Origin of the sequence: Luteolibacter arcticus (genome assembly GCF_025950235.1) — a bacterium.
In the GTDB taxonomy this organism is placed as follows: domain Bacteria; phylum Verrucomicrobiota; class Verrucomicrobiia; order Verrucomicrobiales; family Akkermansiaceae; genus Haloferula; species Haloferula arctica.
This window is the reverse complement of record NZ_JAPDDT010000001.1, coordinates 706401-722954: the sequence shown is the minus strand read 5'-3', so window position 1 is coordinate 722954 and position 16554 is coordinate 706401. Positions and strand designations below refer to the sequence as shown.

Annotated in this window: 7 protein-coding genes; 2 read left to right on the top strand and 5 right to left on the bottom strand. The window is 63.1% G+C overall.

Annotation, left to right across the window (positions count from 1 at the left end; translation table 11 throughout):
- Positions 1–106: 106 nt before the first annotated feature.
- Both OKA05_RS02920 and OKA05_RS02915 read right to left on the bottom strand, forming a co-directional pair.
- Entirely contained in the window at positions 107–1390 is a 1284-nt protein-coding gene (locus OKA05_RS02920) for a replication-associated recombination protein A (protein ID WP_343226944.1), read from the bottom strand.
- Positions 1391–1554: 164 nt separating this feature from the next.
- Entirely contained in the window at positions 1555–5958 is a 4404-nt protein-coding gene (locus tag OKA05_RS02915) for a glycoside hydrolase family 2 TIM barrel-domain containing protein (RefSeq protein ID WP_264485596.1), read from the bottom strand.
- 97 nt (positions 5959–6055) lie between these two features.
- Here OKA05_RS02915 and can point away from each other — a divergent pair, with 97 nt between their 5' ends.
- The gene (can, locus tag OKA05_RS02910) at positions 6056–6655 is read left to right on the top strand and encodes a carbonate dehydratase (RefSeq protein ID WP_264485595.1); all 600 of its coding nucleotides are present in this window, start codon (positions 6056–6058) and stop codon (positions 6653–6655) included.
- 120 nt (positions 6656–6775) lie between these two features.
- Here can and OKA05_RS02905 read toward each other — a convergent pair whose 3' ends face one another.
- The 3 genes from OKA05_RS02905 to OKA05_RS02895 all read right to left on the bottom strand — a co-directional run bounded on the left by OKA05_RS02905 (position 6776) and on the right by OKA05_RS02895 (position 15299).
- A complete protein-coding gene (locus tag OKA05_RS02905) occupies positions 6776–11680 on the bottom strand; it encodes a beta strand repeat-containing protein (protein ID WP_264485594.1) in 4905 nt (1634 codons plus the stop codon).
- A 162-nt stretch (positions 11681–11842) separates the two neighbouring features.
- Complete coding sequence (locus tag OKA05_RS02900; RefSeq protein WP_264485593.1) at positions 11843–12517, bottom strand: response regulator; 675 nt, start codon at positions 12515–12517, stop codon at positions 11843–11845.
- A 10-nt stretch (positions 12518–12527) separates the two neighbouring features.
- Positions 12528–15299 (bottom strand): sensor histidine kinase, encoded by a 2772-nt coding sequence (locus OKA05_RS02895; protein ID WP_264485592.1) that lies wholly within the window; start codon positions 15297–15299, stop codon positions 12528–12530.
- A gap of 141 nt (positions 15300–15440) precedes the next feature.
- Between OKA05_RS02895 and OKA05_RS02890 the strand changes: the two genes are divergently transcribed.
- Positions 15441–16520: a GNAT family N-acetyltransferase gene (locus OKA05_RS02890; protein ID WP_264485591.1), complete on the top strand. Its 1080-nt coding sequence runs from the start codon at positions 15441–15443 to the stop codon at positions 16518–16520.
- The last annotated feature ends 34 nt before the right edge of the window (positions 16521–16554 follow it).

Sequence of the window (16554 nt, the reverse complement as noted above, 5' to 3'; positions counted from 1 at the left end):
CCGCGCTCGGTTCTAACGTAGGCGCTTTGGTGACAACGCGGAAGCGTGTGGACAGCCCGCTTCAAGGGACCGTTCCGCGCTGTCAACAGCGCGCCTACGCAAAGATTTACTCCTTCTTCCTCTCCTTTTCAGCCAACTGCCGGAAGTAATCCATCCGCTCCTTAATGCGTTTCTCAAGACCGTTCTCGCCCGGATGGTAGTAAATGCGGCCCTCCGGCAAGTAAGCCTGCGGGACATAGCCGCCCTCGTAATCGTGGGAGTAAAGGTAGCGCATCTTCTCCTCATCGGTCCCGCTGGCGGCGGCGAGTTTCTTGCGGGTCTTCGTGCGCAGGTGCTCCGGCACGGCGAGGGTGCGGCCCTTCTCGACATCAGCCATCGCCTCGTTGATCGCGGCGTAGGCGGTGTTCGATTTCGGCGCGGTGGCCAGATAGACGGTGGCGTGGGCGAGCGGGATGCGGCCTTCCGGCATGCCAACGAACTCGTAGGCCTGCTGGGCGGCCATCGCCACGCGCAGGGCATTCGAGTCGGCGAGCCCGATGTCCTCGCTGGCGGAGATCACCAGACGCCGGGCGATGAAGCGCGGGTCTTCGCCTGCGTGCAGCATCTTCGCCAGCCAATAGAGTGCGGCATCGGGGTCGGAGCCGCGGATCGACTTGATGAAGGCGGAGGCGGTGTCGTAGTGCGCGTCGCCATCGGCATCGTAAACGATCGCCTTGCGCTGGATGGATTCCTCCGCGACGGCGAGGCTGAGTTGAATCGTGCCGTCGGCTTCCGGCGGAGTTGTTAGAACGGCGAGTTCCAGCGAGGTGAGGGCTTTGCGCACGTCGCCGTCGGACATCACCGCGAGGTGTTCGAGCGCGCTGGGATCGGCTGCCACTTTCAGCTCGCCGAAACCGCGTTCGGCATCGGCGAGGGCGCGGTGAAGCACGGGCAGCAAGTCCTCGGTCGAGACGGCTTCGAGCTGGAAAATCTGCGAGCGGGAAACCAGCGGCGAGTTGACGTAGAAGTAGGGATTGTGAGTCGTGGCGCCGATGAAGCGCACGGTGCCGCGCTCGATGTGCGGCAGTAGCACGTCCTGCTGCGCCTTGTTGAAGCGGTGGATCTCGTCGATGAACAGGATCGTCGTTTCGCCGCGCAGGTCGCGCCACGTGCGGGCTTGGTCGATCTTGGCGCGGATCTCGGCGACGTTCGATTCGACGCCATTGAGCGCCTCGAAGCGCGAGCCGGTGCTGCGGGCGATGACGCTGGCGAGCGTGGTTTTCCCGGTGCCCGGCGGGCCGTAGAAAATCAGAGAGGCGAAGCGATCCGCCTCGATCGCCCGGCGCAGGAGTTTCCCCTCGCCGAGGATGTGCTTCTGGCCGGCGATTTCATCAAGCGTCCGCGGCCGCATGCGGGAGGCAAGCGGCTCTCCGTTTCCATTGCCCTCGCGGCGGGGCTCGCCGGAAGCAGGGACGTCGAAAAGATCGGGCACGCGGGGAGCTTAAGCGGTGCGGGAGGTCGGACAAGCGGAAGGTAGAGGATGCCAGCCAAAGCTCGGATCGCTCGTCCCCACCACTATTTTTTCGTCGCGAAATCAAACTCTGCGGCCGTTGCGAAGTCGTCGCCGTCGTGGGCGCTCAGGGCGATGAATTTCACGTAGCGGGCAGCTATCGCGGCGGCGAAGCGGATCTCGTGGCGGTTGGTATCGTCTTGCAACTCCCCTTCCCCGGCGGGCTTCCAAGCCGTACCGTCGATGCTGGTCTCAACCTTGTAGGCTTTGATCCGGCCGTTGCGGCTGTCTAGGCGCGGCAAGAAAGCCATCGCGGTGAGTGATCGCTCGCTGCCGAGATCGACAGTCACCTCATGCGGATGCTTGGCGAGAAAGAGGCCATACTGCGAGTGCCAGAAGGTATCGGTTTTGCCATCGATCAAGTGATCCGCCTCGCCCTCGCCGGGCTGTTCGCTGCTGACCTTGAGGATCGTCCATTCGTCGCGCGGCTGCGGGGCTTCGAGCGAGCGCAAGGCGACTACGTCGAGTTCGGCGATGGCCGACCATGGGTTGCCATTGATCTCACTGAGAGCGACGAGTCGCACGAAACGCACCGTGAGCGGCTTTTCAAACGGCACGCGTTCGAGGCTTTGGCCACCGCTGAATTTCCCCTTGGCGGCAGGTTTCCCCCAGTCGTTGCCGTCGAGGCTAGTGAAGACCTCATACTCGCCGACGCGGCCGTTCTCTTGGTCTTGGCGCGGTAACACGGTGATGCCGGAGAGCTCGGCCTTCACTCCCAGATCGACTGCCAGTTCGTGTGGTGGACGCGGCGCACTGCCTTGCCACTGCGTGTGCCAGTAAGTTTCGGGATTGCCGTCGATGGCGTAGGCCGCCTCGCCTTCACCCTTCGCTTCGCTGTCGGCGCGGAGGATCTTCCAAGTGTCGCGCGGCAAGACATAGGGAAAGTCGCGCGACGAAATGGCAGAGGCAATCATGTCTGGCGCAGTCGCTTTGGCTTCGATCTTGCAGGCGGTTTTCAGAGCAAACGGCGAGTCCCATTTTTTCCATTCACCACCGTCGATACGATACTCGATCTTCGCGTTGGACGTGGCGGAGTTGAAGCTGACCCGCCCGCCTCGGTCGCGTTCGATCAGGACCGGCGACGTGACCGGGACATCGAGCGAGCCCCATTTGCCGGGGTCTTCACCGCGACTCAACCCGAAGATCGAGAAGCCAAATCGCCACGGACCCGAGCGGACGATGTCGCGCTCCAGCGGGATAGGACCGCAACTCGCGCCGCCGAGGCCAAGGACCTGGTCGGAAAGCGTGAGCACGGTGCCCTGCGATTCCGGCAAGTCCTGCGGATGACGGGCTGTGAGAAGCTGCATGTCATCCCACGGCAGGGCAGCGACCGACATCCGCGCGCCACGTGCGCCGAAGACGAGGCCGTTGCCTTGGTCATCGGTCAGCGCACACCAGCGCACGTCCTCGCGGTTGCCCATGTCCATCGGCTTGGGATACGGGACGAACAGGTCCTTCACGGCCTTCGTGTAACGGCCAATATCGGAGCCGGTCTTGCGATCCGGGTAGTTCTCGTCCGGACCGCGGCCGTACCAGGCGAAGTTTTTCAGCTCGGGCGAAAGACGAAGCTGCTGGCCGATACGCGGCAACACGATGGAGGGACCGACGCCCGTGCCCGTGGCGTCGAAGGAAACGATTCCACCGGGAAAGACCGTCCAAGCGAAGACGCTGTCAAAGTGGAAACCATCCTCGCCGATCGGCGCGCCTTTCTCGATCTGGTGAAAGCCGCTGTTCTGCTCCGGCACGCGGTCGGAGGTTTCGCCCTGCGACTTCACCCGTGCGATGATGCGGACACAATGGTCGGTACTGCGGTCGATCTGCACGTCGGTGGCCTTGTCCGCCAGCGTGTGCAGGCCATTGCCGAACCATGCGTTGGCGGTCCACTTGTCGTTGTCGGTGAAGGCGCGGAAGGCGTTCAGGCAGGAGCCTCCGGCAAGCCATTCTCCGGATCCCGCATCGTAAGAGACAAGACCTCCGGTCTTCCGGTCAAACCCGACCGTCCAGCCGGTGGTAAGCGTTCCTCCGCTGACTGAAATCTTGCCTTCCTCATCCTTCACCACGAAGCCGGAGTGGGGCGTCATCAAGTCAACCTGCGGCCTGGAAGGCGGAGCAAGGATCACAGGGTGCTGGGTCGCCGCGATTTCGTAGCCCTTCTTCTGCCACGTGGCGTCCTTCGCCAGGTGGAATGAGATCCGCAGTTGATAGTCCGAGCCCTCCTTCACGCTATCGCGATCTAACAGCGGGATCTTGACCGTCGCCCTGCCGCGGGGTTCCACGTCGAGTTTCTCCAGGCTGCCCTTGCCGATCTCCTTGCCGTCCGCGGTCAAACTCCAGCGGCACTCGAAACCGGAGAGATCGCGGAAGAAGTGCTTGTTGAAGATCTCCACCTCGCCCAGCAGCTTGTGGCCCTCGTCGTCTTCAAGGATCTGCCGCAGGTCGGAGACGATGTCCTGATAGACCCGCTTCACCTCCCAGAATGCCGGCTTGGGATCGCGGTTCGCCCAGACGACGCCTTTCAGGATGAACAGCCCGTCATTCGGCTTGTCGCCGAAGTTGCCGCCGTAGGCCTCGAACTTCTTCACGCCGACCTCGGGCTTGCCGCGCGCAAGATCGACGGTGACCTTGCCATCGATTTCCTTCGCGTGGATCGACTGGTCCTGCCACTCCCAGATCGAGGCGCCGATGATGTTGTCGCTCGATTCGATCGCCTGCCAGTAGTCCGCCAAATTGCCCAGCGCGTTGTTCATCGTGTGGGCGTATTCGCAAATGTAGAAGGGCTTCTTGCGGTCCTTCTGTGCGGCCAAGGACGCGACCCAATCGACGCCCGGGTACATCGTGCTGTCCACGTCGGGGATGTCGTTGTTGCGCTCGTAATGATCGGGCCGTGAGGTGTCGATCGCCTTGAGCGCGTCGTGCGCGGCTTGGAAGTTCTTCCCCGGCCCGGCTTCATTGCCGAGCGACCATAGGACCACCGAGGGATGGTTCTTGTCGCGGTGGACCATGTTCACCACGCGATCGACATGGGCCTCCTTCCACTCGGGAGGATGGGAGAGCGATTGCTCGCCATAGTAGTAGCCGTGCGACTCGATGTTTGCCTCGTCCATCAGGTAGATGCCGTGGACGTCGCAGAGCTCGTACCAGTAGGGATCGTCCGGATAGTGGCAGGTGCGGACGTGGTTCACGTTGGCCTCCTTCAGTCGCACGATGTCCTGCATCATGCGCTCGCGGCTGACGGTGTGGCCGGTGTCCGGCTCCATCTCATGGCGGTTCGCGCCCTTGAGCTTCACCGGTTGTCCATTGATCAGATAGACGCCGTTCTTGATCTTCACCTTGCGGAAGCCGGTGCGGAAGGAAACCGCTTCCTCGCCGGTGGAAACGACCACGGTGTAGAGATTCGGCGTTTCAGCGGTCCATTGCGCCGGGCCTTTGACGGCAAGCATGACCACCTCGGAAGCCTCGCTGCCTGCGGAGATCTGAGGACTCTCGATCCGGCTTTCAGAGATCACCACCACGTCGGGCACGGGATTTCCGGTGGAGTCGAACAACTCGACCTTCACCGGCGGCACACGCACCGGCTTGTCACCGAGATTGCGGACGTGGGTGGTCACCCTCAGCGTGCCGTCCTTGTAGTCCGCATCCAGGTCCGGCAGCGCGAAGACGTCGCGGATCTGCACCTTCGGCGTCGCGTGGAGATAAACGCCGCGGAAGATCCCGCTGAGTCGCCACATGTCCTGGCATTCGAGGTAGCTGCCGTCCGAGTAGCGATAGACCTCGGCGGCGATGGTATTCTCGCCGGGCTTGAGCGCCTTGGTGATATTGAACGCGGCCAGTGTCCGGCTGTCCTTGCTGAAGCCGAGATACTGCCCATTGACCCACAGGTAGAAGAAGGAATCGACGCCATCGAAGTTCACGAAGACCTCCTTGCCGTCCCAGTCCTTCGGCACGGTGAAGCTGCGGCGGTAGCTGCCGACCGGGTTGCGGTCCTTGTAAGCGGGCCAATCCTTGGGCGGCTCCCCCGTCACCTTCGGCCACTCGCGGTTGAAGGTGTAGGCCTGGTTCGAATAGATCGGAATGTCGTAGCCTTCCATCTGCCAGTTCGAAGGCACCGGGATCTCCTTCCAGCCGGAGACGTCGAACTCGGGCTTGTGGAATTCGACCGGGCGCTGGGAGGGGTTGCCGACCCAGTGGAACTTCCACGGGCCATCGAGCGAAAGGAACCACGGCGACTTCTCGCGGGCGACCGCCTTGGCCGACCCGGCATCGGGAAAGGACATGAAGGTGGCGCGCGGCTTCTCCTTCCCCAGTGAAAGGTTCTGCGGTTCCTGCCATTCCTCCCCGGTCGGTGCGGTCCGGGCGAAAAGTGGCAGCGCCAGCAGGATGGAGAGAATTCCCGGAAGTCTTCTTTTCATGCGGGAAGTGATTTTTGGTGTGATTGCCCTCTTTCGCAAGCCTCGACTCAACCCGGCCATCGACAAGCTGGGAAGTGTCCGTTTTGATCCTCCGCTGATGGACTCTCTCGATCATCTGTTGGAAAACAATCGCGTGTGGGCCGCGGCCAGAGTGGCCGAAGATCCGTACTTTTTCTCGCGATTGGTGGCGCAGCAAACCCCTGAGTATCTGTGGATCGGCTGCTCGGACAGCCGGGTGCCGGCGAATCAGATCACCGGCCTCGATCCCGGCGAGATCTTCGTTCACCGCAATGTGGCGAACGTGGTGGTGCAGACCGACTTCAACATGCTGTCCGTCCTTCAATTCGCCGTGGACGTGCTGAAGGTGAAGCACGTCATCGTCTGCGGCCACTACGGCTGCGGCGGGGTGAAGGCAGCGCTTGAAAACCAGCGCCATGGCCTGGTGGACAACTGGCTGCGGCACATCCGCAACATCGCGCGACGGCGGGAGGAGGAACTGGAGGCCCTGTCGCCGGTGGATGCGCTCGATCGGCTGTGCGAGATCAACGTGCTTTCCAATGCCGAGAACGTTGCCCGCACCACCATCGTCGAGGACGCATGGGAGCGTGGACAGCCGCTCCAGATCCACAGTTGGGCCTACCGCTTGGATACCGGCCGCATCAACGTGCTGGACCAGCCGATCCACGCCGATCGTTGAGCGCTGCGATCAAGGGCGAGTCCCCTCCCCTTGCCGGACATTTCTGAACCCCGACGGGACAGGCCGGGAGATTGCTCTCCCGGCCTGCTTTCTTACCCGTATTGATACCCAGAGAAACTATCAGGGGGTGGCGTCTGCCGCGGAGACGCGCAGGAAGCCTTTCGGTCCGCGTGGCGTGACTCCACCGATGGCACCATCGAGACGGAACGTATGGTAGGTCCAGCCATCTGTCAGCGGGGTTGGCATGCCTGCCGCGCTGACTGCGATCTCGGTCACTCCTTGGTCGAAGAGCGTGAGATTGTTCGATCCCTCGATGGTGTAGATGATGTCGTCGACGGTGGCGGTCTTCGAAGGGCTGCCGCCGAAGGTGGCGGTATTGCGGACCGGCAGCGTGATCACCAGCACCTTGTCAGCTCCCACGGTTTCGATCCGCGAGCGGACCTTGCCGGTGGCGGTGCCGTTGGCCGGATTGCCGTCGAAGGCGAACTCTTCGAGATTGGTCAGGCCATCACGATCCGGGTCGTCAGTCTTGGCGGTCAGGCCACCGACCGCGAAGTCGTCGATCCAATCCGCGAAGGGATCGGCAGCTCCTCCGACATTCAGGATGCCGGTGCCGGTAATGCGTGCGGTCTTGTGAGTCGCCGATGAGGCGAGCGAGCCCCAGGTGCCGGTCGCCTGCGCCACGCCGTCGATGCTGAAGCCCGCGACGGTGTCGGTGCCGGCGAAGTTCAAGTTCAGAACCGCGCTGCCGGTGGCGGAGACATCCACGATGCCCGTGTCGCTGAGCGTCCCGGTGCCCAGCGACAGCGTGCCAGCGGAGACCGTGGTATTGCCGCTGTAGCTGTAGGTGCCCGACAAGGTCAGCGTGCCACCACCCTGCTTGCCCAGGCTGCCGGTGCCAGTCACAGTCCCCGAGAGAACGATGTTGTGGGGGACATCGGCAGCGTCGGCCGCTTTGACGATGATGGATCCGTCGAGAGTGGTCGCCAAGCCGGTGCTCCAGTCTGCCGTCGCACCGAGCGTGCCAGTGGTGAGATGCAGGCTGCTGGTGAAAGCCGGAGCATCCTGGACCATGCCACCAGCGCCGAGGTAAAGCGTGCCGCCTTTCAGCCAGACCACACCGGTCCCCGCTGCCGCCGTGGCCGTGCCGAAGCCGATGCGTTGGACAGAGGCCACGCCACCGGTGAGCTTGACCATGCTCCGGTTGGTGGTCGTTGCATTGGGGCTCATCACGATTCCTGCAACGGTATCGGTGGAGGTAAAGCTACCGCCTGATACCTGGAGCATCGACCACCGGGTGTTGGTGGTATTCCCGATGGTCACCTCTCCGGTGACCGTGGTGGCTCCCCCCGTGATATGGGCCGAGGCACCTGAATTCGATGTGCCGATCACAAGCGGGCCATTGACTGCCGCGGTACCTCCGGACACCACGAAGCCATCCACGACCGCCGCATCCATTTCCGTATAGGCGGGTGTGGTCGAGGATGGACCTTCGGCCAAGGCGTTGTAGCTGCGGGTGCGCTGGAGGGTCACATTGCTGGCCGTGAAACTTCCCCCGGCAACCCAGATCAAGCAGCCGTCGCTGGTTGAAGATGTCCGGATACCGCCATTGAAGGCGGCAGTTCCGCTGGCGAGCTGGAAGCCGGAGACGGTGCTGAACCCGCGGTTGTCGACGGTTGATTGTGCGCTGGAGGTGAGGTCGCCTCCACTGACAAGGAACAAGGTGCTGGTGCCCATGTTGACCCCCGCGGTGGTGATCTTGCCCCCCGGAGGAAGTTCCAGCTTGTTGATGGCTGGGAAAGTCACGCCGCTCAGGTTGGTAGCTCCGGCGTAGTTGTTGTCGTTGTCGAGCGTGAGCGCGCCCCCTCCGTTCTTGGTAAAGGAACCCAAGCCGGTGAGCTTGCCGGAGTAAGTGGTGCTGGCACCGTTGCCGCCGACGGTGAGGGCTACGCCGAGCGGTGTCTCATCGGCGTTGTTCAGCACGAGATCCTTGTTTCCTTCCAGAGCGCCCAAGGTCGCCGCTCCATTGGATGCAAAGCTAATGCTTCCACCGCTTGCATCGTATTGAAGCGTGCTGCCTTGCAGGGCCGTGCCGTTGAGCAGGATGATGGAAGAAGACGCACCGGGGATGGTCGTCGTTCCAGTAAAGGAGCCGGTTCCAGTAAGCCCAAGAGAGCCGGTGCCTTGATGAATCAGCGAGCCGGTGCCGCTGATGTTTCCGAAGAACTCCACTGGCCCGGCGAGATTGAAGGCCAAGGTGCCATTGTTTACGATATCACCGCCATTGAACAAGCCTGTGGAGCCGCCTGTGCCGAACTGCAGCGTGCCCGCGGCCAGCGTGATGATACCCGTGAAACTGGGATCGCCCCCGAGTGTCAATTTGCCTTCACCGGACTTGATGAGGTCAGCAGTGCCGAAATTGCCGATCGAGTTGGCCAGGGTGACGTCGTTTCCATCGATATCGAATTCAATGGTGCCGGAGGTGAAGGAGATCGTCCGGTTGGAGATGTCCTGGAGATTACCTGCTCCCCAGAGCAGTTTCGATCCGGCCAGTGAAAGGCTGCCATTGCCCAGTCCACCGTTGGCGAAGGTAGTGATGCCTCCGGAAAGTGTGAGACTGCCGTTGAAGCTGTTAGACCCCAAGAGATCCAGGAAGCCGGGGCCGGATTTGGTCAAGCTGCCCCCGCCACTGATGGCCCCGCTCAAGGTAAGCCCGTCATCGGCTGCCGAAGTAGTGATGACCGTGTTGGTGGTGAGGGTGATCGGCGCGGAGATCGTGTGAACTCCGTCGCCATTAACCACCGAGGAGCCATTCGAGCCGTTGTTGAAGATGAGCGATCCACCGCTGCCTTGCGAGATGGTGTAGCCATTGGTGCCGCTGAGGAAGGTGAGTGCCCCCACGGTCTTCATGCCGTCGAGCGTGACGGTGGCAGCGTTGGATAGATTCGTGGAGAAGTTGGCGGTGGCACTGGTGCCGTTCGGGAAGGTGCCGTTCCAGTTGGCGTTGTCGGTCCAGGAACCACCACCGTTCACGATCCAGTTGCGAACCACTCCCGGCGTGCCGATCGTCAAGGTGACGAAGCCGCCCGCGGTACCGAAGTTATAGGTGAAGCCCGGTTGGGGATTGGCGACTGTCAGGTTGGTCGCGGCACCACCCAATGTGCCGCTGTAAGCAATGAGATTGTAGGTCCCGGCGCTCGCGAAGGGAACGGCCGAACCCTCCTGGAGCAGCGTGATCGCCCCGCCACTGATGGTGAGACCCTGCGCGTTTTGAACGGTGATCTGATCGTTGCTGGAGCCGAATTCGAAGTTGAGCGCCGAATCCGGCTGCAATTCGAGGCTGTCCACGGTGAGCGTCCCCACGCTGGTTCCGGGGGCAACCGTGCCGCCGGCGGTGACAGTGACCGCGCCATCGATGTTGCCGTTTCCACCCAAGGTTCCGCCGGTGTTCACGACTACCGGACCCGTACCGGTCGCGGAGCCCGAAACGTTGGTGGCGAGCAAGACACCGGCATTCACATTGGTACCGCCGAGGTAGGAGTTGGCCGCGGAGAGTGAGAGGCTGCCGCTGCCCTTCTTGCTCAGACTGCCGCTGGAGCCCGTGCCCACGGGATTGGCCAGGGAGATTGCAAGACCGTTCGAATCAAAGGTCGCCCCGCTCACTCCAAAGAGAATCGGGACCGACGAGATATCCACAGGTGCAGTCCACTGGATACCCCCGCCGTCAAGCGTGACCGAGGGGGTCGAGCCAAGACTGCCCAAGGCGGCGACCCCGATGAGGCCTCCCGTCACGGTGGTGGCACCCGTATAGGTGTTGGCACCTCCGAGCACCACCGTGCCGGTCCCTAGCTTGGTGATGGGGCCTGGCCCGCTGATAATGCCGCCGAGCGTGAAGGTGTCGGACCTGTTGATGGCTACGGTGCCATAATTGACGAGTGCGCCCGCGAGGCTTCCCGCAGTGCCGCCGTTGCCGATTTGCAGGGTGCCTTCGTTGATCCGGGTCTCGCCCGAATAGCTCGCGGCAGAAGCGATGATCACGGTTCCCGGGCCGGTCTTGGTGAGGGAGGATGCGCCGTTTCCGTTGATCGGAGCATTGAAGATCAGCGAGCCGGACGGATTCAGTTGATGCAGGAAGAGTTCGCCCCCGCTGCTGTTGGCGCGCAAGCCTCCGGCACCGTTGTAAATGACATCCTGCGCTCCGACCGAGGAGGTGACGATGATGTGAGGCGTGGTATTGACGCGGCCGGCGCTCGAGGTGTCGACCGTCCACGAAGTGTTCTGGGTATTGGCCGCGTTAAAGCGAACGCCGTTGCTGGTGGTGAGAGAATTCGAGTGGCGGTAGGCTTGGGTTGCTCCGGCGGTCGTGGTCTGGACATCAATGCCCACCACGGTCCCGCTGATGTTGCCCCCGTTCGGATTGACATAGGTGAAGACCGCCGTGGAGTTCGCGATATTCTTCGTGGCATCCAGAGAGGCGACGTCGACTCCGTTGAGCGTTGCGTAAGAAAGCCTGGTGGAAACGGTCCCGCTACCGATGTTGATGGTGCCGGCTCCGCTGGAGTTGGAAAAATTCACCGCACCGCCGGGGTTGCGGGTAATGGCACCGGGGACGCTGATGGTGCGGCCGGCGGCGACCTGCCAGTTCTGGGTGGTCACCCCCGGCAACGTAACGGCCGACGCGAGCGTAAGATCCTGGGTGGCGGTCGAGAGATCGATGCCTCCGGAGCCGATGGTCAGGCTGTTATTCTGGATGGTGACCGCTCCGCTTGGGCTGGTGAGCGAAATGCCGCGGATCGTGCGGGCGGCTCCGGTGTCGATGGTGAGGTTCGCTGCCGAGCTGGCAGTGAAGTTCACCATCTCGGTCGTGCCGGGCAGCGCAACTTCAAGCCAGTTGGCGGTGTTGGCCCAGGTGGCGTCGGCCGCCCCGGTCCAGGTTTTCGCGGCATGTAGGGGAGCGGTGGCGCAGAGGGAGGCGCAGGCTAACAGGGAAGCGCGGGTCAACGCGCCGATTGGGGCGGTTTTCATGGGTTTCTAACGGTTCTTGGGTTTCCCGAAAGACGGGGAAATGCAGGAAATTCCCGCGTTACAAGAATCGTTATCCAAGAAGTCCCCAAAAGCGTCGATTACCCCAACAGGGGTATCCCGTGCCAAAAGCTCCCCTGCCCCGAAAACCGGGTCGGGAATGCGTCAAATAGGAAACCGCGGCTCTTCACGGGAGTCGCGGAATTTCATCGCGGCCTCGGTCCGCGAGCGCACGTGGAGCTTCTCATACACGTGCTTCAAGTGAACCCGGACGGTCTCCACCGAGATGTCCAGGCGGTCGGCAATCTCCTTGTTGGCGAGACCTTCGCAGAGCAGTTCCAGAATCTCGGTCTCACGCTTGGAAAGCTTTACTTCGTCCATTAAGGAAGGCTCGGACTTCACCGGCTGGTGGAACGCCTCGACCACGCGGCGGGCGATTTCCGGGCTCATCGGTGCCCCGCCGGTGCGGACGTCGAGGATGGCTTCACGGACCTCGGAAGGATTCGAACGCTTGAGCAAATATCCGCAAGCACCGGCTTTCAATGCGGCGAAGATCTTGTCGTGGTCGCGATAGACCGTGACCATCACCACCTTCACGTCCGGCAGGTACTGCTTGAGGCGCGCGGTGGCCTCGATGCCTGACATGCCGGGCAAATTGATGTCCATCAGCACGATCTTCGGGCGGAAGGCGTCGATCTTTTTCAACGCCTCCTCGGCGGTGGTCCACACCCCGATGCAGCGCAGGGTCGGGTCCGACTCGACCACCTTTCTCAGGCTGCTGCCGAGGGCGGCGTTGTCTTCGACGATGGCGACATCAGTGGTCTCGGGTTTGGCAGACACGGTGGGAAGACTAGGTCGGGGATGAGGGGGCCGCAAGCAGCGGCAAGGTCAGGATCACGGTGACACCTTGGCCGGAGACGCTGGCGATCGAGCAATCGCCCCCGGCAGCTTTCATGCGCTCGCGCAGGTTGGCCACGCCGTAGCCCTTGGCCTCCCACTCCTGGGAGAAACCGCGGCCATTGTCCTCGATGCGGATCTCAAGGTTCGAGTCATCGAGTTGGACGGCGAGGCGGGCCTGCGTAGCCTTGGAGTGCTTGACCAGATTGTTCAGCGCCTCCCGTGCCGCAAGGAACACCCCGTGACGGACGGTGGCGTCGAGCGGCGTCTCAGGGACGTTCCGTGGAATATCGGTGCGCAGGGCGATGCTCGCGGTGTCCAGGAACTCGCGGGCAAAGGCGGCCAGATAATCGACCAGCGAGCGCAAGGTGTCCTCGCGCGGGTTCACCGCCCAGACGATCTCATCGAGCGTGCCGACAACCGCCTTGGCCTTGTTAGAGAGTTGGTCGAGTGCGGGCCGCATGGCGCTCTCATCGCCGCCCTCGGCCGCGAGCGCGGAAAGGATCGAGATTTCCGTGAGACTAGCGCCGAGGTCGTCGTGCAAGTCACGGGCGATTCTCGTGCGCTCGCTTTCGCGGGCGTTGCGGATCTTGAGGGCTTGGATGCGCTGCTTCATCCGCCGGCGGGCCACATACCAGGCGATGGTCGCGGTTCCGGCGATGGTCAGCGCGGCCACGCTCAGGAGGAACCATGCCGATTCCCAAAAGTGTGGCTTGATGTGGATGGACACACGCGCCGCTTGCTTGCTCCACACGCCGTCGCCATTCACGGCGAGGACTTCGAAGGTGTAGCGACCGGGTGGAACCGCCTCGTAGGCGGCCACGCGTTGGCTGCCGAGTTCACGCCACGAGTCGTCGAGCCCTTCAAGGCGAGCGCGGTAAGTGACTTTTTCCGGTGCGCTGTAACTCAGACCGACGAAGCGAAACTCGACACGCGAGCGTCCCGGTCCGGCTTCGATCTTCCCTTCGTGCTCTTCCTGTTGGACTCCGTTGATACGCGTGCTGCGAAGGTAAACGGGTGGCTGCACCTTGTTCACCTCTACCAAATCCGGACGCACCCGGACCACCCCGCTGCCGGTGGGAAACCACAGCCGGCCATCGTGCCCCTTCCACCCGGCGGGATGATACCCGCCGATGCATTCGCGCGACGGCAGGCCATCCGAACGGTCGAGTCGCAACCAGTGCAGCGGACGCTCTTGCTTGCGCGCCCGGTCTAACAGCTCCTGCCGGCTGGCACGCAGGATGCCGCCGAGCGAGCCAAACCAGAGTTGCCCGCGGTCGTCATTGAGGATGCAGGTCAGCCGCAAGTCCGGCACCCCGTCATCGGCAGCGAACTGGCGCCATGCCTTACCGTTCCAGAGAAACAGGCCGCCGCCGAGAGTGGTCGCCCAGAGCTCGTCACTGGCCACGGGCAGCAGTCCTGAAATCCACCAGTGCTTGAGCGGGGCGGGATCTCCCACCATGCGGAAGCCCTTGCTGCCACCGGTGAAAACGCGGCCATCGCTGGTGGCCGCGACCAGATCCTTGCCGTTGCGCACCAGGACGGTGACGTCGCACTTCGGAAGGCCGCAATCCTCACGGTGCTCTTTCACCGCGGTGCCATCGTAGGAGGCGAGCCCCTGTTCGCCTCCGAACCACACCACGCCGTCTCCATCCTGCTGGATCGTCCGGACCTTGGAGGGGATCTGCGTGCGGCCAAACCGCTGCATGAAGGTGCCGTCCTCGCGACGGGAAAACACCGAGCCGCCGCGCGAGGCGACCCAGAGGACGCCATCGCGGTCTTCGAACATGGTGGACACCGGCCGTTGGTAGCCGGTCGTGACGAGATTCAAGTGCTCCAACTGGTCGCCGGACCAGCGGTCCACTCCGCCGCGGCGATTGGCGATCCACCAGGTGCCGGCGCGATCCTGCATGATGGCGAAGGTCGTGGGCTGCGAGGGTCCTTCGCTGATCGAGAGTGGCTCCACCCGGCTGCGCCTTACACGGGCGAGCCCGCTTACCGGAGTGGCGACCCAGACGTTGCCTTCGCGGTCTTCCAGCAGCTCATTGAAGACATAGGGCGAGGCCACGCCGGGCAGATCCACGGGCACTTCTCCATCAATCACCAAACGGCCCGTTTCGTCGGGAGCCCAGCGACGCCCGTCCTTGGTGTGGAGTTCCGAGACCTTCCAGCCTGTCCCGGTTTCGACGGCGCGGCCGCCCGCGGTTTGCTTCTCGTGATCCCGGGCAAAGAGTTCTTTCAATTCGTCCGAGGGAGCCTCGACCAGCACCGTGGTCCCCTTCTCCAGCTTCCAGATCTCTTCCCCCCGCCGGAAATGAATGATTCCGCTGCGGTCGAGGATCAACTGGTTGATCAAGGGCGGCCGCGGTCGCGGGGCTTCATGGACCACGCGCTCCAACCGGCCGTCCTGGATGCGGAACAAGCCGCCTTGGAATGTGGTCACCCACACGCTGCCGTCTTCCGGGGCGAACAGCCGCCAGAAAGCAAAGCGGAAGCGCCGGAGTTCGCCATCCGGCTCGATGGTGTCGAATTCGACGCCGTCGAAGCAGGCGATGCCCTCCGCGGTGGCGACCCATAGGTAGCCGTCGGCCGATTGGACGATCGAGCGCACCACGTTTCCGGGCAGCCCGTCCTCCGACTGCCACAGCCGCACCATCGGCGTCTGGCGCTCGGCGGAAAGGAGCGGCAGCAGGGTCAGGAGGAGGATGGCGAGCAGGAGGCGCACGGTGGGGTAGCTTGGCGGAGGGAGACGAGGCTTGTCGAGGACGCCCATCGCATCCCTCCCCCGCCCGGATGGCAATTCCCCGGACCGGTTACCCGGGATCGGCGGTTGCAGGCCTTTCGGTCCCTCTGCTAGAACTCCCGCGTGGCCGACCAGGGTGACTTTCGCGCGGTGCTCCAGTATGTCCCGCAATTCCGCGGGAAGATCTTCGTCGTGCTCATCGAGGCCGGCCTTTTGCCGGAGCCTGCGATCGCGGAAACCCTGCTGGATCTCGCGGCGATGGAGGACGTGGGGGTGAAGCTCATCCTCGGCGTGCTCGGCGGCGATTTGAAAGACCTCTACGATTGGACGCTGGAGTGCGAGATCATGGCGGCCCGCCTTACCCGCCCGCTCGGCGATCCCGATGCCGTGGAAGAGGCCAAGGCCATCCTCTCCCGCGGTCAGACCGTGGTGGCCGACGCCTCGTCGAATGACCCGCTCGATCCGCAGGTGGTCGATTTCACGCTCGGCATCGGCGCGGTAAAGCTGATCGCCCTGTTAGAAGAAGCCATCCTCATCGACGGCGAGCCGGTGCCCGCCGTGAGTGCCGCGGATGCCGATGAATTGGCGGCCTCCGGCACGGTGACCGGGGCGCACCTTTTGAAATCCGCCGCGGAAGCCTGCCGCAAGGGCGTGCCCCGCGTCCATGTCCTCAACGGCCGCCGCCAGGGCGTCCTGATCGACGAGCTGTTCTCCAACGAAGGTGTGGGCACCATGATTCACGCCGACAGCTACCGGGACATCCGGCCGCTACGCGAGGAGGACATCCCGGAGCTGCTGGGCATGATCGGCCGCTCGGTGCGGCGGACCAAGCTGGTGGCCCGCACCTACGAGGATATCCTCGCCAAGATCGGCGACTACCGCGTCATGGCCATCGACGATAACGTGGTCGGCTGCGTGGCGCTGCATGAATACCCGGCGGACCACACCGCGGAGGTGGCTTGTCTCTACGTGAAGCTCAATCACGAGGGCCGCGGCTACGGCGTGGATCTGGTGAAGCACGCCGAGCAGATGGCGCGTGAGAAGGGACTGCCGAAGGTCTTCGCGCTGACCACCCGTGCGGCGGACTTTTTCGAAAATCGCGTTGGCTACACGCTGAGGGGGCCAGAGGCTCTGCCAGAGTCCCGCCGCCACCAGCTTGAGGAAAGCGGACGGGATTCGAAGATCTTCGAGAAGCGCCTCTAACAGCGAAGGCGTTTCCCTGACCGTTCCGTCACCT